19 protein-coding genes, 2 tRNA genes and 1 pseudogene are annotated in these 22,761 nt (G+C 65.1%); 11 read left to right on the plus strand and 11 right to left on the minus strand.

Annotated elements, in window-relative coordinates:
• The first annotated feature begins 99 nt into the window (after nt 1–99).
• Both IW245_RS33680 and IW245_RS42865 read left to right on the plus strand, forming a co-directional pair.
• Complete coding sequence (locus tag IW245_RS33680) at nt 100–1,038, plus strand: helix-turn-helix domain-containing protein (RefSeq protein WP_197007149.1); 939 nt, start codon at nt 100–102, stop codon at nt 1,036–1,038.
• A 40-nt stretch (nt 1,039–1,078) separates the two neighbouring features.
• A complete protein-coding gene (locus IW245_RS42865; protein WP_497939820.1) occupies nt 1,079–1,201 on the plus strand; it encodes a DUF397 domain-containing protein in 123 nt (40 codons plus the stop codon).
• A 49-nt stretch (nt 1,202–1,250) separates the two neighbouring features.
• Here the strand turns inward: IW245_RS42865 and IW245_RS33690 are convergent, their stop codons facing one another.
• The gene (locus IW245_RS33690; protein ID WP_231399023.1) at nt 1,251–2,216 is read right to left on the minus strand and encodes an NAD-dependent epimerase/dehydratase family protein; all 966 of its coding nucleotides are present in this window, start codon (nt 2,214–2,216) and stop codon (nt 1,251–1,253) included.
• A 60-nt stretch (nt 2,217–2,276) separates the two neighbouring features.
• On the opposite strand from IW245_RS33690, the gene orn reads away from it, so the two are divergent.
• Complete coding sequence (orn, locus tag IW245_RS33695; RefSeq protein WP_267919928.1) at nt 2,277–2,891, plus strand: oligoribonuclease; 615 nt, start codon at nt 2,277–2,279, stop codon at nt 2,889–2,891.
• Nucleotides 2,892–3,112: 221 nt separating this feature from the next.
• Here orn and IW245_RS33700 read toward each other — a convergent pair.
• Nucleotides 3,113–3,185, minus strand: a tRNA-His gene (locus IW245_RS33700).
• Between the two features lie 143 nt (nt 3,186–3,328).
• Here IW245_RS33700 and IW245_RS33705 point away from each other — a divergent pair.
• A tRNA-Lys gene (locus IW245_RS33705) sits at nt 3,329–3,401 on the plus strand.
• 225 nt (nt 3,402–3,626) lie between these two features.
• Here IW245_RS33705 and IW245_RS42475 read toward each other — a convergent pair.
• Nucleotides 3,627–4,970 (minus strand): tyrosine-type recombinase/integrase, encoded by a 1,344-nt coding sequence (locus IW245_RS42475; RefSeq protein ID WP_233472674.1) that lies wholly within the window; start codon nt 4,968–4,970, stop codon nt 3,627–3,629.
• 187 nt (nt 4,971–5,157) lie between these two features.
• On the opposite strand from IW245_RS42475, the gene IW245_RS33715 reads away from it, so the two are divergent.
• From IW245_RS33715 to IW245_RS33735, 5 genes are all read left to right on the plus strand, one after another.
• On the plus strand, nt 5,158–5,445 hold the full coding sequence (locus IW245_RS33715) for a type II toxin-antitoxin system Phd/YefM family antitoxin (protein WP_197007152.1): 288 nt from the start codon (nt 5,158–5,160) through the stop codon (nt 5,443–5,445).
• 29 nt (nt 5,446–5,474) lie between these two features.
• Nucleotides 5,475–5,732, plus strand: a complete 258-nt coding sequence (locus tag IW245_RS33720) for a type II toxin-antitoxin system RelE family toxin (protein WP_197007153.1) — start codon at nt 5,475–5,477, stop codon at nt 5,730–5,732.
• 599 nt (nt 5,733–6,331) lie between these two features.
• Nucleotides 6,332–6,574 (plus strand): hypothetical protein, encoded by a 243-nt coding sequence (locus tag IW245_RS33725; protein WP_197007154.1) that lies wholly within the window; start codon nt 6,332–6,334, stop codon nt 6,572–6,574.
• Nucleotides 6,558–8,936, plus strand: a complete 2,379-nt coding sequence (locus tag IW245_RS33730) for a coiled-coil domain-containing protein (protein WP_197007155.1) — start codon at nt 6,558–6,560, stop codon at nt 8,934–8,936. The genes IW245_RS33725 and IW245_RS33730 overlap by 17 nt, the downstream gene beginning before the upstream one ends.
• Nucleotides 8,937–9,007: 71 nt before the next feature.
• Nucleotides 9,008–9,910, plus strand: a complete 903-nt coding sequence (locus IW245_RS33735) for a hypothetical protein (RefSeq protein ID WP_197007156.1) — start codon at nt 9,008–9,010, stop codon at nt 9,908–9,910.
• Between the two features lie 48 nt (nt 9,911–9,958).
• On the opposite strand, the gene IW245_RS41195 is transcribed toward IW245_RS33735, so the two are convergent.
• A complete protein-coding gene (locus IW245_RS41195) occupies nt 9,959–10,663 on the minus strand; it encodes a hypothetical protein (RefSeq protein WP_231400883.1) in 705 nt (234 codons plus the stop codon).
• Nucleotides 10,664–11,407: 744 nt separating this feature from the next.
• Nucleotides 11,408–12,694, minus strand: a complete 1,287-nt coding sequence (locus IW245_RS33745; RefSeq protein ID WP_197007158.1) for a serine/threonine-protein kinase — start codon at nt 12,692–12,694, stop codon at nt 11,408–11,410.
• A gap of 160 nt (nt 12,695–12,854) precedes the next feature.
• Here IW245_RS33745 and IW245_RS42835 point away from each other — a divergent pair.
• Nucleotides 12,855–13,544: pseudogene (locus tag IW245_RS42835) on the plus strand (transposase); the annotation flags it as partial.
• 471 nt (nt 13,545–14,015) lie between these two features.
• On the plus strand, nt 14,016–16,040 hold the full coding sequence (locus IW245_RS33760) for a hypothetical protein (protein ID WP_197007160.1): 2,025 nt from the start codon (nt 14,016–14,018) through the stop codon (nt 16,038–16,040).
• 132 nt (nt 16,041–16,172) lie between these two features.
• Here IW245_RS33760 and IW245_RS33765 read toward each other — a convergent pair whose 3' ends face one another.
• The 6 genes from IW245_RS33765 to IW245_RS33790 all read right to left on the minus strand — a co-directional run bounded on the left by IW245_RS33765 (nt 16,173) and on the right by IW245_RS33790 (nt 22,758).
• Nucleotides 16,173–17,051 (minus strand): dioxygenase family protein, encoded by an 879-nt coding sequence (locus IW245_RS33765; RefSeq protein ID WP_197007161.1) that lies wholly within the window; start codon nt 17,049–17,051, stop codon nt 16,173–16,175.
• A 143-nt stretch (nt 17,052–17,194) separates the two neighbouring features.
• Nucleotides 17,195–18,961, minus strand: coding sequence for a protein kinase domain-containing protein (locus IW245_RS33770; RefSeq protein WP_197007162.1), 1,767 nt, complete (start codon nt 18,959–18,961; stop codon nt 17,195–17,197).
• A 12-nt stretch (nt 18,962–18,973) separates the two neighbouring features.
• Complete coding sequence (locus IW245_RS33775) at nt 18,974–20,953, minus strand: cation:proton antiporter (protein ID WP_197007163.1); 1,980 nt, start codon at nt 20,951–20,953, stop codon at nt 18,974–18,976.
• Between the two features lie 25 nt (nt 20,954–20,978).
• A complete protein-coding gene (locus IW245_RS33780; RefSeq protein WP_197007164.1) occupies nt 20,979–21,758 on the minus strand; it encodes a protein kinase domain-containing protein in 780 nt (259 codons plus the stop codon).
• A 5-nt stretch (nt 21,759–21,763) separates the two neighbouring features.
• A complete protein-coding gene (locus IW245_RS33785; protein ID WP_197007165.1) occupies nt 21,764–22,339 on the minus strand; it encodes an FHA domain-containing protein in 576 nt (191 codons plus the stop codon).
• Nucleotides 22,336–22,758 (minus strand): hypothetical protein, encoded by a 423-nt coding sequence (locus IW245_RS33790; protein ID WP_197007166.1) that lies wholly within the window; start codon nt 22,756–22,758, stop codon nt 22,336–22,338. The genes IW245_RS33785 and IW245_RS33790 overlap by 4 nt, the downstream gene beginning before the upstream one ends.
• Nucleotides 22,759–22,761 lie beyond the last annotated feature (3 nt).

A 22,761-nucleotide genomic window follows, 5' to 3' on the forward strand; every position in this document is an offset into this window, starting at 1 on the left:
TCACGGTGACACGGATCCGGGGAAGTCCACAATATTGTGGCTCAAGATTCTTTTTGGCGTGTCTTGAACGTTGTGCTGCCCTGGTGGCACGATTGTCGGGTGGCGAAACGGGACAAGACCAAGGACATCCCGCTGCGTGCGCAGTGGCTGGGCGCGGCGCTCTACGAACTGCGCGACACGGCGTGCCTCACGCTGTCGGACGTGTCGGACTACCTCGGCAAGAACGCCGGCACGATCAGCCGGTTCGAGTCCGGCGAGTATCCAATCCAGAGCCCGGACCTGCTGAAGCTCCTCGACCTCTACCGCGTCACGGACCGCAAGCAGCGTGGCAACCTGCTGCACCACTGCGAGGAGATCGGCGTTCGGGGCTGGTGGGACGGCTACGCCACCTACTACGACCGGACGTTCATCGACCTGGTCTGGCTAGAGCAACGTGCGGAGGCGATCCGGCAGTTCAGCCTGCTGAATATCCCTGGCCTTCTCCAAACCCGGGGTCACATGGAAACACTCTTCCGCAACGGGCCGCATCGCGATGACGAAGAGCTGAACCAGCGCGCGATCGAGCTCCGCACCAGTCGGCAGCTCGTCTTCGAGAAGCCCAACCCGCCGCGCCTCGACGTGATCCTGCACGAATCAGTGCTCCACCATCGGGTCGGATCGACCGACATCGTGCGTGAGCAGCTGAACCACTTGGCCGACCTGCCGCCGCATTTCAGGGTGAGGCTCCGGGTGCTGCCGCTAGCCGACTGGGAACCCAGCAAAGCCGGAGCTGTCGGCCCGTTCAGCTTCTTCGAGTTGGTCGCGCCCTACCCAGATGTTGCCCAGGTCGAGACGCTCAGCGGCAACCTTTATGTGGAATCGCCGGAATCTGAAAAGTTCGATGCCGTATACGATCAGATTTGGCGCGTGTGCCTCGACGAGGCGGCGAGCCGAGACCTGATCAGAGAGACGGCGGAGGGCCTCACCGATGACGGAGACCGGTCCGGTCATCCGGGCAAGCCAGCTCGGAGACCAGCCGTGGCGAAAAAGCACGCGTAGCGGCGGCACTCCAGACGGATCGTGCGTCGATGTCGCCCCGTTGGCGGACGGCAAGGTCGCGGTGCGCCACAGCCACCACCCGGACGGCGCGGCGATCGTCTACAACGCCGACGAGTGGGCCGCGTTCATGGCCGGGGCCAAGTCGGGCGAGTTCGACTTCTGACCGGCCCCGGACTCACCGACGCTGCCGGGGACGCCCCACTCGTAGCCGTCTAATGGTTTCGGGTGTGCCAGGCGCGGAGCAGCGTCGTCTCCTCTTCCGGGGTGAGGCCGGCGGCCAGGGTCGGCTCGGTCTTCTGGCCGTGCCACCAGTCGAGGGTCGTGCGGGCCGTCTCCGCCGCGCTGCGCACCGTGAGGCCGGCGGCGATCGCCGGGGTGGTGTCGCGGCTGAGCATGCCGGCGTACTCCCGCCACACCCACAGCGGCAGCGAGTGCGGCCCGGCCCACGGCTCGACGCCCCGGTCGAGCAGGAAGTCGTGGTCCACCCAGGTCAGTTTCGCGTTGGAACCCACGCCCTCGGCGATCTCGGTGAGCAGCTCCCCGAACGGGCGGGCCGGCCCGGTGCCGTCGAACGTGCCCGTCTGGCCCTCCAGGACCGACCGGACCAGCCAACTCGACAGGTCGGCGACGTCCACATACTGCACGAGGCGCTCCGGCTCGCCCGGCACCAGCACCTCGCCGCCCTTCGCGAGCCGCAGCGGCCAGTAGGAGAACCTCGGGATCGCGTCGCCCGGGCCGACGATCAGGCCGGCCCGGCAGATCAGCGCCGGGACCCCGCTGCCGCGCACGGCCTCCTCGCAGGCGACCTTGTTCGGGCCGTAGCCCTCGTCGTCCGGGTCGTGTAGCGGTGTCTGGTGGGCGAGCTGTCCGGGAACCGACTGATCCGCGTACGCGGAGACGCTCGACACATACGTCCAGTGCCCGACACGCCCGGCGAGCGCTTTCACCGCCTCCCGGACATGGTCGGGGTTGCTCGACACGTCGACGACCGCGTCAAAAGTCTGGTCGGCCAACGGATCGAGCCCCACGGACCGGTCGAGCTGGACAAACGTCGTCCCGGCCGGCGCCGTCCCGCTCTTTCCACGGGAGGCGCAGGTCACATCGTGGCCGGCGGCGATGGCTTGACCGGCGATGGAGCGGCTCAGGAACACGCTCCCGCCGAGGATCAGCATGCGCATCCGGCAAGTATGCCCCGTGGAGTGCCACGAGGTGGGCCTCGGACGCCTAGGCTATGCATCGTGAGCGAGCTTCTTGTCTGGATCGACTGTGAGATGACCGGCCTGGATCTTGGGCGTGACGCCCTGATCGAGGTGGCGGCCCTGGTGACCGACCCCGAGCTGAACGTGCTCGGAGACGGGGTCGACATCGTCATCAAGGCCCCCGACGAACTGCTGAACGGCATGGTCGAGGTGGTCCGCAAGATGCACTCCAAGTCTGGCCTGACGAAGGAAGTGCGTAACGCCACGGTCACCGTGGGTCAGGCCGAAGAGATGATCATGGAGTACGTGACGCAGCACGTCCCCAACCCCCGCACCGCCCCCCTGTGCGGCAACTCGATCGCGACCGACCGGGGCTTCATCGCGCGGGATATGCCCGTGTTGGATGCACATCTGCACTATCGGATGATCGACGTGTCCTCGATCAAGGAGCTGGCGCGGCGGTGGTACCCCCGGACCTACTACGGGCAGCCGGCGAAGGGGTTGGCGCACCGGGCCCTCGCCGACATCAAGGAGAGCATCCGCGAGCTGGAGTACTACCGGCGGACGCTGTTCGTGCCCGGGCCCGGGCTGGACGTGGACGGGGCCAAGGCGGTGGCGGCGCAGGTGGTCGCGGAGATGCCGGTCGGGGAGTAGGGATCCGCGCCCCTCGGGTGCCGCGCGGGGTTCGCTTGTTGGGCTGGGGCTGTCAGTGGACCCGCCTCGGCCCGGGACGGGGCTTTGTGGGTGCCGGGCCGACCTGGCCTGGCACGACGCGGCTGATCTGCGCGGCTGGGCGCGACGTGACTGACCTGCGTGGGGCTGGCCGGGAAATGCGAAGAGGCCCGATCCGAAGATCGGGCCTCTTGCTCTATCAGGGTGACTGACGGGACTCGAACCCGCGACCCCCGGGACCACAACCCAGTGCTCTACCAGCTGAGCCACAGCCACCATGCGCCCCATTGCCTGGGGCGACGACCCATCATAGCCGGATCCCGGGGGGATCGCGCCAGCGGGTTCGCCGGTTCGTGCCGCCACCCCCGGATTGGCACGCCGGAGGGGGTGCGTGTTAATGTTCTCTCCGTTGCAAGCGAGCGCCGCTAGCTCAATTGGCAGAGCAGCTGGCTCTTAACCAGCGGGTTCGGGGTTCGAGTCCCTGGCGGCGCACAGCAACTAGGCCCTGACCTGGGGAAACTCGGGTCAGGGCCTTTTTCGTCGCTACAAACCGCGACAAGTTTGTCGGGGTTTGCTCCCGAGCCGCCATGGCTCGATTGCCATTGATCCCTTGTGGGCTGAGTGTTTCGCCTGGTCAGCAGTGATTTCCAGGAGTTCAGCGGGTTTGGGGCTCAAGTCCCAGGCCCACTTCTGCACAGTCCTGGAGGCCCACGCGTCTCAGCTCTCATTGGCCTCTCTCAATAAGGCACTACTTACAAGGGCCTGGACTCGATGGCGTCGAGGCCACCAGTGGATGTAGGTGCTCCAGGTGGTCTCCAACTTCGCGTGACGGAGTTCGTGCTGGATCTCGGTGGGCTCGGCGCCCTCTTGGATCATCGTGGTGGCGAAGAAGTGCCGCAGGCTGTGAAAGGTGCCCTCCTTCGGCCAGCCCGCCTGCTCACGCCAGGAACACCAGAGCAGTGCCCAGCGCCGGTCATGCAGAGGGCGTTTCAGGTGGTCGTAGAACAGTAGGTGCGCCGTTCGCATGTCCGCTGGCTTGCCTGGGTCTGGCATCCGCAGGGAGATGTCCGGGAGGAGGATCTCCACAGGTGGAAAGTGCCGCAGGTGTTGCTCTGTGATGGAAGCCACGGTGGGGTCGAGGTCGAGTCTGCCTACGCTTCCTGACTTGGGTGGGCACAGGTAGAAGCCGCCGTAGGCCCGGGTGTGGAAGCGCAGTTGCTGGATGACGTGAAGTGTCTGGTTCGCGGTATCGATACAGCGGGCTCCGGCCTCCAGGCCCATCACTTCGGCGAACCGCAGACCATGCCCGACCCCGTACCAGATCGCGGCCTTGTACTGCGCTGGAACGACCTCCAGTAGCCGAACAGTCTGGCGACGGTCGGGAACCCACTTCGGAGTCTTGCTGATGCCCTTGAGGGCTTCGCGGAGGTTGATCGCCTTGCAGGGGTTCTTGGGGATCACGCCGTCGGCCTCGGCGGCGTTGAGAATCGCGTTGAGCAGGTTGAAGTAGGTCTGGAGGCTGCTGTGCGCGCATCTGCGCCCGAGGCGGTCAACGAGCCACTCCAGTACGAGTGTGGTGGTGACCTCCTCCATCGTGAACCAGGTGAAGAAGGGGTAGATGTGGGTGAACAGGTGTGACTCGACGTGCCGCTGGCGCTCCAGCGAGTGGAGCAGCCGCCGAGATGACCGCCACCGCTCCGCGTAGGCACGGAAGGCACAGGTCTGGCCTTTGATGGGCCGACCCCTGGTCGGCCTGAACGCCGCGGTCTGCTCTGCCCGCTTGGCCCGCCGGTCCATCGCCGACCGACCGGTGTTCGGCGCGCCGGACATCATCGGGGCGTTCGGGGTTTGGTCCAAAATCGGCTCGGTGCGCGGCGCCGCAGATGTCGTCATGCGAGCTTGGGTTCCTGTCAGGCCGGCGACTGCCAAGGCACGAGCCAGCCGCATGGCCTCATCGACGGTGACCTGGCTGGCCGCCATGAGAGCGTCAAAGACTCGTGCCTGCTCCTCATCGTGGAACGCCTTCGTGGCCGGGCGTCCGTCCGGCTGGCGGAAACGCACTCTCCAGCGGGATCCCTTACCCCAGGCTTTCGCCCTAGCGTGCTCGCTGTCCCCAGCCCAGCTCTTGAGGTACCACAGATCATCAATAGGCACATTTACCTCCTAAAACGCTCAGAAGTGCGTAACTGACGATGAGTACGTGCGTACCTGCTCGACAAGCTCTGGTTTTTTGGTCATACTTTTGGTTATGACGATCACGGTGCCGTTGGGTGAGGTGAAGACCCGGCTCTCAGAGCTGGTCGGCCAGGTGGCCGAGCAGCACGAGCGGGTCACGGTGACTGTGCACGGCCGCCCGCAGGCTGTGCTGGTCTCGGTCGAAGACTTGGAATCGCTGGAGGAGACTCTTGCGGTGCTCTCGGACCCTGAGACGCTGCGCCGGCTGGCTTCCTCTGAGAAGGAGATCGCCCGCGGGGAGACCTACGGTATCGATGACCTCGAGGTGCTGATGGCCGCTCGCCGCGGATCGGCGGCGTGACCCCACCGGGCCAGCATGAGCGGTACGACTTGCGCTACACCGCCACGGTCCGCCGTGCGTTGGCCGAGCGGCTTCCGGAGGCGGTCGTGGCGGCTGTGTACGAGTTCATCACCGGTCCCCTGCTGGACAATCCGCACCGCGTTGGCAAGCGCCTGATGCCGCCCTTGGATGACCGACACTCCGCACGGCGCGGCACGTACCGAGTCCTCTACCGAATCGACGAGGACAAGCACACCGTCACTGTCGTGGACATCCAGCATCGCCGTGACGCCTACCGTCCGCACTGAACCGACTTGCTTGCGGTACCTACCGCAGGCGACGGAGATCGCAAGGCAGTAGGCCTTGGGACGTCAAGAGATCCCGACTGTTGCCCTGGATCCAGGATGAAGGATTCTCGGCCGGCAAGAAATCATTGACCCAGCACCAGGACGGCAGCCAGGATACTTCGCTCACCTCCGGCACCGCCCGATGGCAGGGCCCGATCGACCGTGACCGGAACCTTGCCAAGCGAGACCCGTCACTGAAGTCCGCCCGTTGCTCGACTGTCCGCCCCTGCCAGGTGCTCACCTGGCTACGTGGACTTAGCTAGCTAAGGCAAGCCGGCTCGGAAGGCTCCGGATCATACTGCACAGGCGTGCCCGCTACTTGCTCGTCGTCGGCATCAAGGTGATCGAAGTCCACCGTCCCCGCCAGCCCCAGTCCACCGAGGCAAGACCGGCGCGGCGCCAGGCCGCAAACCACAGGACAAGCCATGCGTGCCACCGCCATCCAGCGGCCGAGCACCGCGACCTCATCATGTCCACATCAGACCTGTTGCGCCCAGCTCCCCACACGATCACGCCTGTGCAGGTAGGGTTTCTCTACTGACCTCTATAGTGGAGCTGGCATGGCAAATTACGAACCGCAGATAGTCGAGCGGGTGCTGAGGGAGATCACTTCGGTTCCAAGGCGCTCGTTGCCTACGTCGGCAACCGACGTGGGAACGCTCCAAGCCCACGGCCAGGCCGATCAGACAGACAGCGCCGCCACACTCGAAATTGATCTGGGAATCTTGAGCTTGTTGATCGATCAAGCCTTCGAGGAAGACGCTGCTCTTCAAAAGCTGGTGGCTCATGCGATTCACGATTAAGTCGGAATGTCGACGCGGACTGCGTATCATTGAAGAAATTCCTGACATCGGTCTTTGTCGCATTGAGGGGCACAATGGAATCGGAAAGAGCACGGCGCTAAGGCTATTGCAACTGTGCACAGGATTCCAGCCATATGAGCGCGAACATCAGGCATGGAGCACGCTGCGGCAACAATTGACCGCTGCGAACATTGTCGTGACGGACCTTCGCGGCGCCAATCGAATCGAATGGGCTATCGACACGTCTAGGTGGCCTGCTGCCCCAGGCTTCCTCGGAGATCAAGTCGGTCGAATCAAAATTGATGGTAAGAACTCCAATATTTCAGACGTACGTGAGCTACTTCAGGTACATCGGCTTGTTGGGCACGAGTCCCTTATTGACACGATGTCTGGGCCTGTGGGAGACGCTGCTCTTGCAGTTGGCAATTGGATGTCAACCGGCGGGCAGGGCTGGGAGCGCCGAGCTGCCTTGGATCACTTGCTAGCAGAAATCCAGGAGAAAGCAGCTGGTTACGACCTAGCTAGCTACCATGGCGATCACCGCCGCCTGAAAGTGGCAGAGCTTCGCACGATAGATCTTGACAAGCAATTGCGGGACTCCAAAGACAGATTAAGCCTCTTGGAGGAAGCTCTTCTGACCTCAGTTCAGCTTGAAGAGGTTCGGGGCTTTATGCCGGGCCTTGAAGAGCAACTAACCGAGCTAAACGGTGAAATTGCCAAGGTTGAGGATTCGATCAAGGGCCTCGATGAAGAAATCACGCATGCCTCTGAGCGAACACAACGCGATCAAGATGCACAGAAGGAATTTGTTCGCGCGCAAAAGCATCTCGAACAACGAGAATCAGCCCTAACAAAGGCAGTCGCTGCGTTCAGCTCCCTCGCTCAGGCCGCAAAAGTTGATACTGAAGCAAGTGAGATCGAATCAGCTTTAACAGGTGCGAGCCAAAGATTAGACAACCTTGTTGCTGAACTGCCTCACGTTCACGCTACGCCACTCGTTGTAGCGCTGCTTCGCTCTTTGACTGAGTGCTTGCGAGAAGCGGAAGAATCTGGCATTTCAGATCAGGTAGTTTTTGCTGTGACATCGTTGAAGGATCCTTGGACCGTTCGCACACTTCGTACTTCCTTGGAAGGCGAACTTGCGAAGCGCGTGAATGAGCCGCCGAGCATGTCAGCCCTGCAGGTCGAAGCTCAAATCGTGCGCGCCAGAGACCGTGTTGGGCAGCTGTCAAGCCTAGCCATGCAGAGCGAGGCAGTCAATGACCTAAGCCGGAAGGTCAAACAGGCGCGGGGTCGTCTCGAAAAGGCGGCTGCAGAACTTCCGGAAGGTGCGGCAATCACCGTACGTGACCTCTTATCTCGACGAGCTAGCGACGAAGAGCACATTCGTAGTTTGCGAGCTCGCGAGCAGCAGGTTCTGCAAGCGCGATCGGTTCTGGGCGGAGGCAAAACTGAACAGGATCTAACTCAGCAGCTCGCGGCGCTTTGCCGGAATGCTAACGTCGATCAATCGAGGCTTCGTTCTGAACACGACGCCGCACAGGCTCAAATGCAAAGCCTTCAGATAGAAACTCCGCTAGCCCAGTCTGAAACCACAAGCCTCAAAAATGCCTTGAACGAAAGAGTGCGAAATATTGATTCGGTCGTCGCATCGTTGCGCGAAGCGAAATGGCTGCCTGGATCTCTTGCAAAACTACTTGAGAACCCAGGAACAGGCGTTGAGAGTCAATTGCAGATACTGACACGCCTGCATGAGGCGGCAGATTCAGCAAGGGAGCGCTTGGGCCTGTTCGTGAACGACGTCCAGGCGATAGGCGAGGCTTTGGGTAGCTTGGCGAAGCAATTTCAGGGTGGCCCCCGATACGGTGAGCAGCGATGGGCTGCGCAAGTGCAAGGATGGTTAGCCAGCGAAGTCAATCACTGGTTTGAACACCCAGAGGTCCGTGATGCACTTTTTGATGGCGGGACCGATGTCGCACTTGACCTCCAGACTATGGAAGTTTCGTGGAGCGTAAACGGGCAGCGACTAGGACGTCCACTTCAAGCATTTTCGAGCGGGCAGCAGGCACTTGCATATACCCGTGCGCGGTTATCCCGATTGGACCGGACCGATGAACATGCCCAGAACCGTCTCATCGCCCTGGACGAATTCGGCGCCTTCATTGCAGCTGACGGCATGCGGAGCCTCACGGGTTATCTAACGGATCGTCGCAAAGCTATTCCTCAGGATCAGATCATCGTCGTTCTTCCTCTGTCGGAGGACCTGCGGACGCCGATATCTCAGCCAAGCGATAAGGTGGCAGCATCCCGTCTCCGTCAACTACAGGACCGAGGCTACTTTGCAGAGGAGCTCGTGCGTTGACATCACAACGACACGCCATTTTTGGCGTGCCTGCCATTCAGACCTCTGGTGAGACATCGTCCCTACGGCGCGTGATTCTGAACTTGTGGGAACACGTGTATGGGCAGCCGATCGGTGAACTTGAAGACGATATTGCATGCTGTCGTCTTTACTTCGACCCAGTTGCTCGTGGTCATAAGCTCAGAGAACGACTGGCTCAATTGGAGCCTGTGCCTCACGAGCTGCAGTCGGCGGCTGCCCGGCTGGGTGATCCACTAGTGGTTGACGCAGGCGGCGGCAGGTTTCTTGTTGGGATTGAAGCTCGACTCCTGTTGGAGCTCCTCAATGTATACACGGACGGGCAAGGTCGCTTCCTTGCACCGATTGAGGCGATTCACGATTTCGACCGTGCAGCGCTGAATGTATACCGTACCTGGACTCGGCATCGGTTGGATCAGACCCTCGCGCTGAAAGACGGGCGAGGAGATGAGGTAATGCAGGCGACCAGTGTCGGTATCGTGCTTGCTCTACTTGTCAATCGGTCCAATACTCCGGAGCGTGCGATCGGGCGGCTGCGGCGCGTCGATGAAGTAATTCATCTAGCTGCAGCTGCATTCGCCGACAAAATATCCACAAGCCGGCGACGATCGGAAGACGAGCAGCGACTGAAAGGAGGGTACTGGCTTACCGAGGCTCGCCGTCGGCTAGCCGATCGTCTCATCGTTACCGACTCATCCCGCAGTATCACTAGCTTGGTATACGTGCCAGTGCGGCATATTCACGATGTGGTTGAGTACCTAGGCCGAGACCTCGCCCGTCGGGCAAGCATCTCACCTTCTGCTATTGAAATTGGTTTTGATAATCTGGTCGACGCATTTCGAAGTCGCTCCGCTCTGCTTGCTAGTGAAGGTATGGCGTTTGAGCGACCGGCCGACACTGTGAGGTTGAAAACACTATTGGTGGAGCAGTTTGAGAAAGAAAGGGCTAGGCAATAATTGGCCCGTTAGGCCATTTTTGGCGAGGGCTACCACCTGTCGCCGCCTTCAGTCGCGCCGGAAAAGTAGTAGGCGCTCCGTAAGCTCAATGTCGTGTCGCATGCCGGTCGAGGCCCAGCGTAATCCGCGCTGTCTTAGTGCCAAGTCCTCTTCGACGCGAAATCCCAAGTGCTCGGCAATCTCTCCGATAAGAGCTGGAGTATCGATGTAGACCCCGTAGGGGGCGCTGTCCCCAATGAGCCAAACGCTAGGAGCTCCTGACTCTAGGACTTTAGCTAGTCGGCTGAGCACATCCAAAATGCCAAGAAAGTAGTCGGGTACGACTCGGTCGTACTCCTTTCCGCGCCCGCGCGATTTTCTCTGTATTTCGAGTTCTGATGTGATGTCCTCAATGCGGGTAAAGGTCTTACCCAATTGAGCCAAGCCGCTACTCGCTGTTGATGCGGCGTTAACGCTACTTTGCTGCGTTGTAGCTGTAACCATTCCGGATCGAACGGTCTTGCACATCTCGGCCCAACTTGTCACATCACCCCAGAAGTACAACTCGAGCCTTGTTGCATCCGCGTAGTCAAAATTATTGAGATACGGAGGAGAAGACAAGCAGCCATCGATACTCCCAGGTGAAATACTCTCCCAAGCTGTATCGGTTCGGGAGTCGCCACAAATCATGGAGGCCGACGTCCGTGCTTCGAGTTTAGCGGACTTGCTCAAATCATCTTGCATGAGTCTTATGCGCGCGATGAAGCGCTGCATTGGTTCATTGTAGCGTTGTTTGCGTTGAACGCCGGGCCTCTGGTACGGCCATCCAACCTTGACCGCTGCCAGGTCTCTGAGGGAGGCCAGAAGCGCCCATTTTAGATACGGTGACCAGGGGGCCGAGTAGTTTTTCTTAATAGCGTCTCGAAGTGCCACTAGCTGCTCGAGGTCTCCAGGGGAGAAGCAGCGCTGAACCAAATCTGGTTGCTTCGCTGCCGCTGAACGTGCGCCTTGCCTGCGAGAAACAAGCTTATTGGCGGCAATCACAGTCTCGGCTGCCGCGCTACCTAGATTTGTCGAAGGCCCGGGTGGGTGCGACAGTTTTAGTTCTGCGAGTTCTGCGATCAGTGGATGCGCTTCGATCCCAACGAACCCCAGTCCGATGCTTCGTGCGGCGGTACCCGCGACACCTGATCCTGCGAAGCAATCCAGGATGGTTCCCCCGCTGGGGAGGTTCAAGTAGCCGAGGAGTGTGGTTGCATAGTCCGAAGCAAATCCCGCGGGGTACCTGAACCATCGATCGAAGGGCTGGCTGTTGCTGGTCCCGTGTCGGCGTCCACGACCTGAGGTTGGCGTAATGGGGGCAAAGGGCACTCGCTCTGTCAGCGGAACGATCGGCTCGGTCATGTCCGAACCGTGCGAGCTGAGTTCCTCGGGAACAGACTGTACGGTTGAGATGATGGGCACAATGACTATTTCACCACATGCGACTTCTGATCAAGACGGGGCCCGGGGTAAGGGCTAGGAGGAGTTCTGTGTGACCAGCGCCGTTCGGAGGGTCACACTGCGAGGCTGCCATGACGGTGACTGATGATGGTATTCAACCGCGCCGGCCGCTCGAAGTGCTTGTGCCATTGCCTGCCCGGCTTTCTCGTCGAGGCGCTCCAGCCAGCTTTCGGTACGTATTTTCTGCCTTGGGCTGTTCCAGTGAAGCTCAGCCCTGAAGTATTCTTCGGCGACGTCTTCTCCGAGGCCATATCGTGCATTTGATAAGAGCACCTTCAGGATAACAAGTACAAAGTTCAGCGGAGTGTTCGCATAGTCGCGGTCTCGATTATCCCAGTCCATAGATACTAGATGGCGAGCCATGTTCTGCGCGAGGGCCGATGCGTTTGTGGACTCCGCAGCCGCCCATACTTCAAGCTGGGCCGACGGGATTCGTGCCAAGTGATCGATGTAGAGAAGGCTGCTTTCGCGATGTTCTAATGCAAGGTCGACAATCGCCGACAGATCTTGGCCTTGCTGGATTATGAAATCATCTATTAGAACACGCATATGCTCTGTGGGCATCACGCTAGGCTGAAGGAAAACTGCGTCCAGTCGCTCTTTCACTGCAGCCATACTTGTTGGCCTACGCGCTATTTCACGAGAGGTGCAAGCTCTAACGAAGGCCCGCCAATGTTGCTGAGGGCCTTCTGGTAGCAACTCCTCATTCCCCGCAGGTTCCTGGTTGCAGATAAACCACGCAGCCACCCTTCCCAAGCTGTAGACATCTGCTGGTGCAGTCGCGACATGGCCGTTCCACCAGGTTTCGGGTGCCGCGTAGCCGTATGTTCCCAACGCGGCTCCAGTTTTTGTGAGGCGTTGCGAAACCTGACTATCAGGCTGCCTAACCAACCCCCAATCCGCAATTACCCAACGAAGATCGCCGTCGACTGGATTTTCCAGCGCAAGGATATTCTTCGGTGTAATATCTCTATGAAAGTATTTCGCCTCGTGTGCTACGGATAGAGCATCCGATATCACATGAATGAGAGTGGCAAGGTCTTCTTCGTTGAGTTGGTTGCGGAGTTCGTGCAGGTTTCCCTTAGCTAGGGGCATTGTGAACCATCGGGAATCCGGGTCGAATTCCAGGATGGGCATAATGTGAGGATGGGCGAGCTTACTTTGGACATCAATCTCCCTGCGAAGACGTTCCCGCCCTAGCGAGACGTCCCGGGACTCCTTGAGTGCGACGATTTCGCCATCGGCCTTGCGTTTAGCTTTCCAGACTCTGGCAAAACCGCCAACGCCGATGGGGTCGCCCATCAGTCGATACAGTTTTTTGTGGTCTACCAAGATCCTAGCCCTTCCTTTGGAAGGTCAGTCTACTAGCTCGAGGTGTGCCGTGCCGTCTGCAATGGACGGACGTTTCATTCGCCCGTCTGGATCTTTCGGCCAGTCGGAAGTAGCCATGTCCAGGCGGGCCGCCGTCGGCGCCAGCGCCGACGGGCAACGCGAGGTCCTGAGCCTGAACGTGACGTCTATGGAGGACGCGCGAGCTGGTTGGTGGTTCCTGCGCGGTTTCGTCTCACGCCGCCTGGGCGCAGTCAGTCAGGTTATCGCCGACGCTCGTGTCAGCCTCATCCAAGCGATCGTCGGCCCTGCCGGGTGCCGGCTAGCAGTAATGCCGCACCCACTGCCCGCGCAACCTGCACACGAAAGTCCCGAAGTTGGAGCAGGCGTGGGTCGCGAGCCGGGTTCGCACGATCTTCGACCAGCCCGATGCCGTGACGCCCAGTTCGGTCGGGTAGTCGACTCGATCGCCGAGAAGTTCCCGGCTGCCGCCGAGCAGCTCGATGAGGCCCGAGGCGACTTGCTGTCGTTTGCCTCGTCCCCTGAGAGGTCTGGGTGACAGATCTGGTCGAACAACCCGCAAGAACGTCTCAACAAGAAGATCCGCCGCCGCACCAACGTCGTCGGGAACTTTCCGAACCGGCCCTCTATCTTCCGACTCATCGGCGCGATCCTGGCCGAACAGACAGACGAATGGACCGAGCGAAGGCGCTACATGGAACCTCATTCCGCCCACTCCGACACCGCCAGCGACGCCCCCGTCCTTGGCACCCGCCATATTGCATCCACACGGATCACTCGGAGATCGCCCCTGCCTGGATGAGGTCTCCTGTCGAAGTACGGAAGCTTGCGCGTCCAGCCCCGCCATGCTGTCGGCGCGTTGCTCTCAACCTGCCTCGCATGACTCGAAATGATATGACTCACGCTTCGTCCGGACTTCTGGCCTGATTTGGGCTGGAGGCCCAAACCAGGCCCACTTCTGTCTTGGTGGTTGTAGGTGGAACTAGACGGTCCTAGACGAAACTGGCGGACGCCCTGCTGGTCAGCGACCCAAAGCGGCTTGTTGTAGATCGTTGTGTTCAGCCATGGGGCTTTGGGGTTCGAGTCCCTGGCGGCGCACAGCAACGAACTGGCCAGACACTCAGGTGTCTGGCCAGTTTTGTTTCACCTGGCAGTTGGTTGCCCGATGGTCGCCGCCCGGTTAACCTGCTGCGGATCTGCCATTCTATTAATCACGGGGAATGTCTTGCGTACTTTACGCACAATTACGGTCATTGCCGGGGTCAGTGCTGGCATGCTGCTCACCGCCGGCCCCGCGCTCGCCGCGCCACCGGCCGCGCCGTACAACTTCCTGAGCATCAGCGAGGCCGGCCGCAACGTCGTCGTGAGCACCTCCAACAGCGTCTCCGTCTCGAATGGCGTGTCGGTGCAGCCCGTCGGCGACGGCATCACGTACGTCACAGTCACACCGCCGAGCGGCCAGAAGTTCCACGTCGGCGCCTACCAGACGCTCCAGACCGCCGACGACACCCGGGCCGGGCTGGACGTCGTCCAGCACGAATGGGGCTGCGGCCAGAGCAACACCGCAGGCACGCTGAACATCGGCGAGGTGAAGTACGACGGTGACGGTCGCCTCAGCGCCATCGCGGCGTCGTACAACTACGACTGCCGGGGCGGTCTGGCCGGCGAGGTGCGGTGGAACTCGACCATCGGCTACCGGACGACGTCGGCCTCCACCGGTGAACTGAGCTGGGGCGGCACCGAGAACGGCCAGCTCTCCCCGGCGCAGCGGATCACCCTCACCGGCCAGGGCCCCCAGCCCACCCACTTCGGCGCCGCGGCGCTGACCGGGGCGCAGGCCACGAGCTTCCAGGTCACGGCCGAGGACTGCAAGGGCCGTGACCTCGGGTACGGCCAGACCTGCTTCGTCGAGGTCGCGTTCCGGCCGAAGGCCAAGGGGGCGGCCACCGCCACCGTCGAATTGACGAACGACACCCAGGCCGGGCGCGTCGTGGTCAGCCTCCGGGGCGAGGGCTTCGTGCCGGCCAGGGGCACCTACTACCCGGTGACACCGACCCGGATCCTCGACACCCGCAACGGCGGTGGCACCTACGGACCGGGCTCGGTGCACAACCTGCAGATCACGGGTCAGGCTGGTCTGCCAGCCAGCGGCGTGTCCGCCGTCGTGGTGAACCTCACTGTCGTCGACCCGTCGGCACCGAGCTTCATCACGGCGTACCCGAAGGGCATCGTCCGGCCGCAGGTCTCCAGCCTCAACTTCGCTGCCGGCTGGACCGGGGCCAACTCCGTCACGGTGCCGGTGGGCGCCGATGGCCAGATTTCCCTCTACCAGCACGGGGGCCAGGCGCACGTCCTCGTCGACGTGCTCGGCTTCTACGCCGGGTCCAACGAGGTGCTTGCCACCCGGGGCCTCGGCAGCGACTACCTCCCCGTCAAGGTCGAGCGGCTGTTCGACTCGCGGGAGGACCTCAAGCGCCCGGTGCCGGGCGGCTACCAGGTCACCGTCCCGGTCGCCTACACCGACCTGACCGAGCACATCACCGCACTGGCGCTGAGCATCACGGCCGTCGACCCGACCGGCCCGGGCTACTTCACCGCCTGGTCCGGGGACGGCCCGCGTCCGCAGACCTCCACCCTGAACTTCGCGGCGCACCACACGGTGCCGAACATGGCGATCGTGCCGACGTCGAACTGCGCGCCGCAGTGGTCGTGCCTGCCGACCACGCGGGTCACCATCCACAACTTCGGCTCCGACGCCCACATGATCGTCGACATCGTCGGGATCTACGTGGACGCGAACCTGGAGCGTGGCCTGCGCTTCAACCCGGTGCAGCCCGTCCGGATCACGGACACCCGCGAAGGCCTCGGCGCCGGCCAGCTCGGCCCGCAGACCATCACGACTATCCAGGCGCCGCCTTCGGTCGCGGGTACCAACACCATCGCCCTGTCGGCGAACGTCACGGCGGTGAACTCGACCGCGTCGACGTTCCTGACCCTGTGGCCGGCGCTGAACGGCGACCCGGCCCGGCCGACCGCGAGCAACCTCAACCCGGCCCCCGGCCAGACGGTCGCGGTCGCCACGATCACCGAGATCGGCGAGACGAACAAGTTCAACGTCTACCACCACGCCGGGTGGTCCCACCTGCTCGTGGACGTGAACGGGACCTTCGAGATCCCGTGGTACAAGACCCTGGCCGTCAAGGGTGGGGCTGGCGGGCGGTCGGTGTCGGCGGTGCCGGGGCGGCAGGCGCCGGCGCTGTCCGGGGACAGGCCACAGTCGGTGCTCGCCGCCGGATAGCGGCCACCATCCGCTAGAGAGAGTCCCTGATCCGCAGACGCGGGTCAGGGACTCTTTCGTGCCGGCCTGCTGACCTTCCGGGACCACCGCGCTGGCCCGCACCCCGGACTGGTGGGTGCGGACCAGCGACGGTCAGACGCGCTGCCAGAGGGCGGGCACGTTCGGCGGCTCCCACCCGACCATCGACGTGTGCCCCTGCAGGCACCGGTAGTTCAGGCCGTTGTAGGAGACCTGCGCCCCGGTCGCGTACGCCACCCCGGCCCGCCAGGTCCCCTGCGGCGGCGCGCTCGTCGGCGGTCGGGTCGTGGGCGGGGCCGTGGTCGGCGGGGCGCTCGTCGGCGGGCGGGTCGTCGGGGGCGCGCTGGTCGGCGGGTTCTGCGGCACGTTCAGCAGGAAGTCGAAGGTGCCGTTCTTGGCCGAGCCGACCTGGGTGACGTTCATGACGAGTACCGGGTCGAAGATGGTGTCGGAGGCGTTGCGGGGCTCGTTCGGGAAGTAGAGCTGCGTGGTCAGGACGCCGCGGCCGGGGGCCTGCACCTTGACGTGGATGTGCCGGGTACGCCCCGGGTAGAGCCCCGGCACGATCGTGGTCAGGGTGAACCTGCCCATCGCGTCGGTGAACTGGTGGCCCCGGAACCCGTTGCCCGCGTTGTCGTAGACGCCGCCGTTGTCGCACTGCCAGAAGTCCATCAGCGCGTTGGGGATCGGGGTGCAGGCCAGGCCGAACACGTAACCGGTGACGGTCAGGCGGGTGCCGACCGTGCCCGGCTCCAGCAGCGAGGTGCGCAGGGGGGAGTTGGGCTTGAAGTACGGGCCCTCGGTCTGCGCCGGGGTCACGTGGTCGCCGTCGTCGCAGAACGGGGTGGGGGTGAGCGGCTGGCCGTGGGGCGTGGTGCCCTCGGCGACGGACGGCAGCGCGCCGATCAGCAGCGGTACCGGCAGGGCGAGCAGTGCCGCCTTGAGTAGGGTCTTGCGGCGGATGCCCTCGGGGGGCGTGTCGTGCGTGGTCATGAGGGGTGCCTCCTGGGGCTGGCCGCGCGCGGCGGCTACCGGTGGACGGATGTTCGCCGCACGCTGCGGCGACGCCCATCGTCGGCCCAGGAGGCCTTACCTATCAATCCGTATCGATACGGTGAAAACAGGCGGCCGGGTACTCAGACCCGGCCCTCCCAGATCTCGATGTTCGAGAACGCCACCCGGCTGACCGGGATCGTCTCCGCCTCGGTCTGGAACACGCCGAGGATGACCCGGCCGCTCGTGAACGTCGACGCCGTGAAGCTGCCGATCTCCTGGCCGTCCCGGTAGATCCGGATCGTGGAGCCCTCGGTGACGACGCCGATCCGGGTCGTGGTCCCGGTGTCGAGCGGGGTGGCGAGGGGGTAGGTGCGCATCGGGTTCACGGAGCTGCCCTCGGGCTTGCCGTGCGTGACGAGCTGCAGCTTGTCCCGGCAGACCCGCAGCGCGTAGCCGGACTCGTTGCTGAACCGGAACCACACGCCGGCGCAGCTGCCCTGCTCCAGGAGGGTCACGTCCACGAACACGCTGACGTTCTCGATCGAGTAGTTGGACGGGCCGAGGCAGCGGTAGGAGCCGGGGGCGTGCCGTTCCACGACGAGCTTGCCGTTCTGGAACGCGCAGGTCGTCTTGAGGGCCGCCGTGTCGTCGCGGGCCTTCCACTGGCCCTCCGCCTGGAGCGGGTCCGTGAGGAACACCTTCGCCCCGGCCGGGATCAGGCCGGTCGGGGTCGGCGAGGGGCGCGGGCTGCCGGAGACGTCGGCCACCGCCGTCGGTCCGGTCTTGGGCAGGTCCACGACGCCGGTGATCACGCCGACGACGGCCAGAGCCATCACCAGCATCGACACGGCCAGGATGCCGCGCAGCACCAGGCCCAGGCCGCCACCGCCGCCCCGGGGGGCCGTCACGGTCGTGGCCGCCGGCGGGGTGGCCGGCTTCACCCGGGTCGTGTCGGACACCGGGGCCCCGCCGTGCAGGGCGGCGACCGGGCGGCCGCCCATGCCGCCGCCCGTGTCGGAGACCGACAGTCCGCCGGTGACCGGGTCCGGGGTGATCAGCTTCTCCAGGTTCAGCGCCCGGGTCGGGCCGCCGGCCAGCAGCCGGTCGACGAGCTGCCGCGCCGTCGGCCGGTCCTTCGGGTCCTTCGCCAGGGCATCCTCGACCAGGTCTCGCAGCGGGCCGGAGAGCCCGTCCAGGTCCGGAGCCTGGGTCATGATCTTCGCGACGGTACCGGGCATCGAGTCCCCGACGAACGGCAGCCGTCCCGTGCCGGCGTAGGCGACCACTGCCCCCCACGCGAATACGTCCGCTGCCTGGGTGACCCCGCCGCCCTCCGGCCCGAACCGCTCCGGGGCCATGTACGACACGCTCCCGACCACCTGGTCCGGCCGGGTCAGGCTCTGGGTGACGTCGACGGCCCGCGCGATGCCGAAGTCGATCACCTTCGGGCTGCCGGGGGCCAGGAGCACGTTGCCGGGCTTGAGGTCGCGGTGGATGACGCCCGCGCCGTGGATCGCGGTGAGCGCCGTGGCCACCCCGATCGCGAGCCCGTGCAGGTTGGAGGGGGTAAGCGGGCCGTGCTCGCCGATCACGGCCGCCAGGCTGGGCCCGTTGACGTACTCCACGACCAGGTACGGCGTCTCATGCTCCGGGTCGGCGTCGAGCACCTCCGCCGTGCAGAACGGCGGCACCTGCTTGACCCGGGTGACCTCCAGGCTGAACCGGCGGCGGAATTCCGGCTCCCTGGCCAGGTCGGCCCGGATCACCTTGAGCGCGACGGGCCGGCCCTCCGGGGGCTGGGCGAGGAACACGCTGCCCATGCCGCCCTCGCCGAGCCGGCCGATGATCCGGTACGGGCCGAGCTGCTCCGGGTCGCCCGACCGCAGCGGCTGCGCGTTACCCGCCATGGATCCTCACTCTCACTGTCCTGTCCGCACGTTCAGGTGCACATCCTGCACCCCGTCGGCACCGACCACCAAAGCGGAATCCGCACCGTCGGCGAACCGGCCGCCGAGCGCGGACACGAGCGCTGCGGTCCGGCGCGCCGGCCTGCCCGGGACGTGCGCGAGCAGCTCCACCGACCGGGCGGCGGCGAGCGTCGCGCCGAGCCGCAGCGCAGCCTCCCCCGCGGCCCCTTCCGAGGCCCTGACCAGCACCGAGGTCCAGGTCTCCGGCAGGTTCTGGCCGACGGTCACGACCAGCCGGGCACCGGGACGGTCACCGTCGGCGACCGGGGGCGCGGCGAGCCCGACGGCCGGGGCGGCCCCAGTCCCGGCTACCAGCGGGCCGGACCCGGCCGGTGGAGCGCCGGACCCGACGCGCGGATCCGTGGCCGGGACGACCAGAATGTCCGGGGCGATCGTGGCGACCTGCTCGGCGAGGTCGCGCGCCGGGTCGGTACTGAACCGGGCCAGCGCCGGAGCGCCCAGTCCCCGCTCCCGGACCGGCGCGGCGAGGGCCTCCAGTTCGGCCATCGCCCGGGTCATGTCGAGGAGTTCCCCGGACAGGCCGGCGCCGACCTCCACCGGGGCCCGGTAGGCGACCAGGCGGCTCAGGACGACCTCCGCCGGCCGGTGCGCGTGGGCCAGGTCCGCGGCCAGGGCGACGACGGCCGGGTCGGGGCTGGTGACCAGTATCCGGAAAGCCTCGGTCTCGCCCAAGGCGGCCTTCTCCGCGGCGGCGATGTCGCGGTCCACCTGCCGGCGCGGGTAGATCCAGGACAGCAGCGGGCCGGCCATCACCGTCGTGACCAGCGCCATTACCACCATCATCGAGAACAGCGGCCCGTCGAGCAGGCCGAGCTGCAGGCCGACGGTGAGGATGATGATCTCGGTGAGGCCCCGGGTGTTCATCAGGGCGGCCAGCGCCCCGGCCTGCCGGGCCGGCACCTTCTGGGTCCGCGCGCCGACGAACGCCCCGACGAACTTGCCGCCGATCGCGACGGCGAGGATCAGCCCGAGTTCGAGCAGGCCACGCATGTCCATCGTGGATAGGTCGACCTTCATGCCGGACAGCACGAAGAACGCCGGCAGCAGCAGGAGCACGCTGACCTGCTCGAGCCGCTCGAGGATCTCGTGCCGGAGCGCCTCGGCGCCGACCCGGGGCATGACGGCCCCGAAAATGAAGGCCCCGAAGATCGCGTGCACGCCGAGGTACTCCGTCGTGAAACACGACAGCAGCAACCCGACCAGGATCACGCCCAGCACGTTCGGGGTGAGCCGCCCGGCCCGGTCCCTGGCGGTGGCCAGCCGCTTCAGCAGCGGGCGCACCCCGAGGAACATCACCAGCGCGTACGGCACGGCGAGCAGGATCCTCCAGTCCGTGGCCCCCGTGCCGGCGAAGGCCACGATGAAGGCGAGCCCGGTCCAGGCCACCACGTCGTCCACGGCGGCGGACGCGAGCGCCAGGCCGCCGACCTCGGTGCGCTGCATGCCCCGGTCGGTGAGGATCCTGGCCAGTACCGGGAACGCCGTCACCGACATCGCGGCCCCGATGAACAGCGCGAACGGCAGCACCCGGGTCACGCCGTGGTTGGCGGCCAGCCAGACGGCCAGCCCGGCCCCGAGCGCGAACGGCACCACGATCGAGCCGATCGACACCGAGGTGGCGACCCGTTTGCGGCCCCGGACGAGCGCGGTGTCCAGTTCGTACCCGACGATGAACATGAACAGGACGAGCCCGACGTTGGCCAGCCCGGACAGGGCCGGTCGGATGTCGGTGGGCAGCACGTGGTCGGTGACGACCGTACCGAACAGGGTCGGCCCGATCAGGACCCCGGCGAAGATCTCGCCGATGACCGGCGGTTGACCGATCCGTTTGGCGACGGCGCCCAGCACGCGTGCGAGGGCGATGATCGCCGCGAGCGCGAACAGCAGAAGGCCGACCTGGTGCGCGGTCACCGGCGTGCTCCTAGTCGCAGGACGCTCACCGCAGTGCGTCGATCCGGTCGGCCACCGTCTCGGCGCTGGGCCGCTCGACGACCGGCCCCAGGCAGTCGCGGACGAGCGCGGCCACCGGCTCCGGCAGCCCAGCGGACACCACCGGCGCCGTGGACAGGATCCGGCGGAGCACGAACAGCCCGTCGTCGGCCGGCAGCTCGCCGTACAGCCCGGTGCCGGCCACCACCCGGTGCAGGAGCACGCCCAGCGACCACACGTCCCCGGCCGGGCCCGGCGGCTCGCCGTGCAGGACACCGGGGTCGGTGTACTCCGCCGACGCCATCGACCCCATCCCGGTCAGCGTCACCCCCTCGGCGAACACGTGGGACAGCCCGAGGTCGGACACCTTCGCCCCGTCGGCGTGCAGCAGGACGTTGCCGGGCTTGATGTCGCGGTGCGCGATCCCCGCCCCGTGCAGGGCGGCGGCGGCACGTGCGGCGTGCGCGACGGCCCGCAGTCCGACGCCCGGCTCGACCGGGTCGGCGAGCGAGCCGCCGTCGAGGTACTCCGTCGCGTAGTAGAAGATCCCGTCGTGCTGCCCGGCGTCGTAGGGCGCGACCAGGTACGGCGACCGCACCGCCGCGAACGCCGTCAGCTCCCGGGTCGCCCGTCGGAACGCGGCGGAGGTGGACTCCGCCGCCAGCACCTTGACCGCGACGTGCCCGGCCTCGACCGGCAGCCGCGCCGGCGTCGTGGCCAGGTAGTAGTGCCCGTGGTTGCCCGAGCCCAGCGGCCGGACGAACGTGTAGTCGGCGATGCCCCGCACCGGGGTCACTTCCCTTCGCGGTGGGACTCGTAGCGCAGCCAGCGTTCGCCGACCGTGATCCGGGAGCCGGGCCGCAGCACGACCGGCTCGCCGGGGACGGCCCGGAACCGCTCCGAGCCGGGCAGTTCGATCCAGGTGCCGTTGGCCGAGGCCAGGTCGAGGACGTGCACGGCCCAGCCGACCAGGGCGATCCGGCAGTGCTGCCGGGACATCGAGCCGTCCGGGTCGAGCAGCCGCAGCGCGCGGGCCGAACCGGCGGCCACGAAGGGGTGGCGCTCCGGGTTGCGGCCGACCACGTAGTCGGCGTCGAGCCGGTACGTCGCCCCGTCGTCGCACAGCAGCACCCCGAGCGGGGGCCGGGGGCCCAGGCGGGTGACCAGGGTGAGCTGGACCATGCCGATGCCGCACAGCTGGCAGTACCGCGCCGACGGGTCGTTGAAGTGCTCGTTCTTGCAGCTCACGCCCTCGACGAGCACCCGGTCGTCGACGAGCTCCGTGGCCGGCTCGACGGAGGGGGCGTGCCCGGGGACGAGGAGGACGGCCTCGAACGCCGTGTCCGGGTCGGGTTCGCGGACGCTCATCCGATCCGTCCGCCCCGGAACCGCCAGCGCAGGAACGGCACCCGCATCGGCCCGTTCGCGACCAGCCAGACGACGAGCCACACGACGCCGAAGTGGACGGCGAAACCGGCGAACGTCGCGCCGTGCGCGCCCGGCACCAGGTCGAGCCTCAGCAGGACCCAGAGCAGCGCGCCCTCGGGCAGCACGGTGAGCAGCCCGAACAGCGACGGCCAGTCCTTCTCCCACCGGAACTGCATCAGCCCGTGGTACAGCACCTCCCAGCCGACGCCGAGCACGGCGACCGCCGCGAGGACCGCGAACGTGGCCCGGTAGCCGGGATCGCCCGGCAACAGGGGAGTGATCAGGGCCGTGACCAGGCCGCCGACGAGTGCCAACAGGAACAGCCGGGTCTGGATCCGGCCCGACAGGATGGGGACCATTGT

Source organism: Longispora fulva, from assembly GCF_015751905.1.
Classification (GTDB): Bacteria; Actinomycetota; Actinomycetes; order Mycobacteriales; family Micromonosporaceae; genus Longispora; species Longispora fulva.

Coding starts and splice junctions, on each gene's coding strand:
- IW245_RS33690 (WP_231399023.1), bottom strand. CDS start 2,216: ATGCGCATGCTGATCCTCGGCGGGAGCGTGTTCCTGAGCCGCTCCATC.
- IW245_RS33715 (WP_197007152.1), top strand. CDS start 5,158: ATGACGATCACGGTGCCGTTGGGTGAGGTGAAGACCCGGCTCTCAGAG.
- IW245_RS33725 (WP_197007154.1), top strand. CDS start 6,332: ATGGCAAATTACGAACCGCAGATAGTCGAGCGGGTGCTGAGGGAGATC.
- IW245_RS33730 (WP_197007155.1), top strand. CDS start 6,558: ATGCGATTCACGATTAAGTCGGAATGTCGACGCGGACTGCGTATCATT.
- IW245_RS41195 (WP_231400883.1), bottom strand. CDS start 10,663: ATGCAGCGCTTCATCGCGCGCATAAGACTCATGCAAGATGATTTGAGC.
- IW245_RS33745 (WP_197007158.1), bottom strand. CDS start 12,694: ATGGGCGACCCCATCGGCGTTGGCGGTTTTGCCAGAGTCTGGAAAGCT.
- IW245_RS33760 (WP_197007160.1), top strand. CDS start 14,016: ATGCTGCTCACCGCCGGCCCCGCGCTCGCCGCGCCACCGGCCGCGCCG.
- IW245_RS33765 (WP_197007161.1), bottom strand. CDS start 17,051: ATGACCACGCACGACACGCCCCCCGAGGGCATCCGCCGCAAGACCCTA.
- IW245_RS33770 (WP_197007162.1), bottom strand. CDS start 18,961: ATGGCGGGTAACGCGCAGCCGCTGCGGTCGGGCGACCCGGAGCAGCTC.
- IW245_RS33785 (WP_197007165.1), bottom strand. CDS start 22,339: ATGAGCGTCCGCGAACCCGACCCGGACACGGCGTTCGAGGCCGTCCTC.
- IW245_RS33790 (WP_197007166.1), bottom strand. CDS start 22,758: ATGGTCCCCATCCTGTCGGGCCGGATCCAGACCCGGCTGTTCCTGTTG.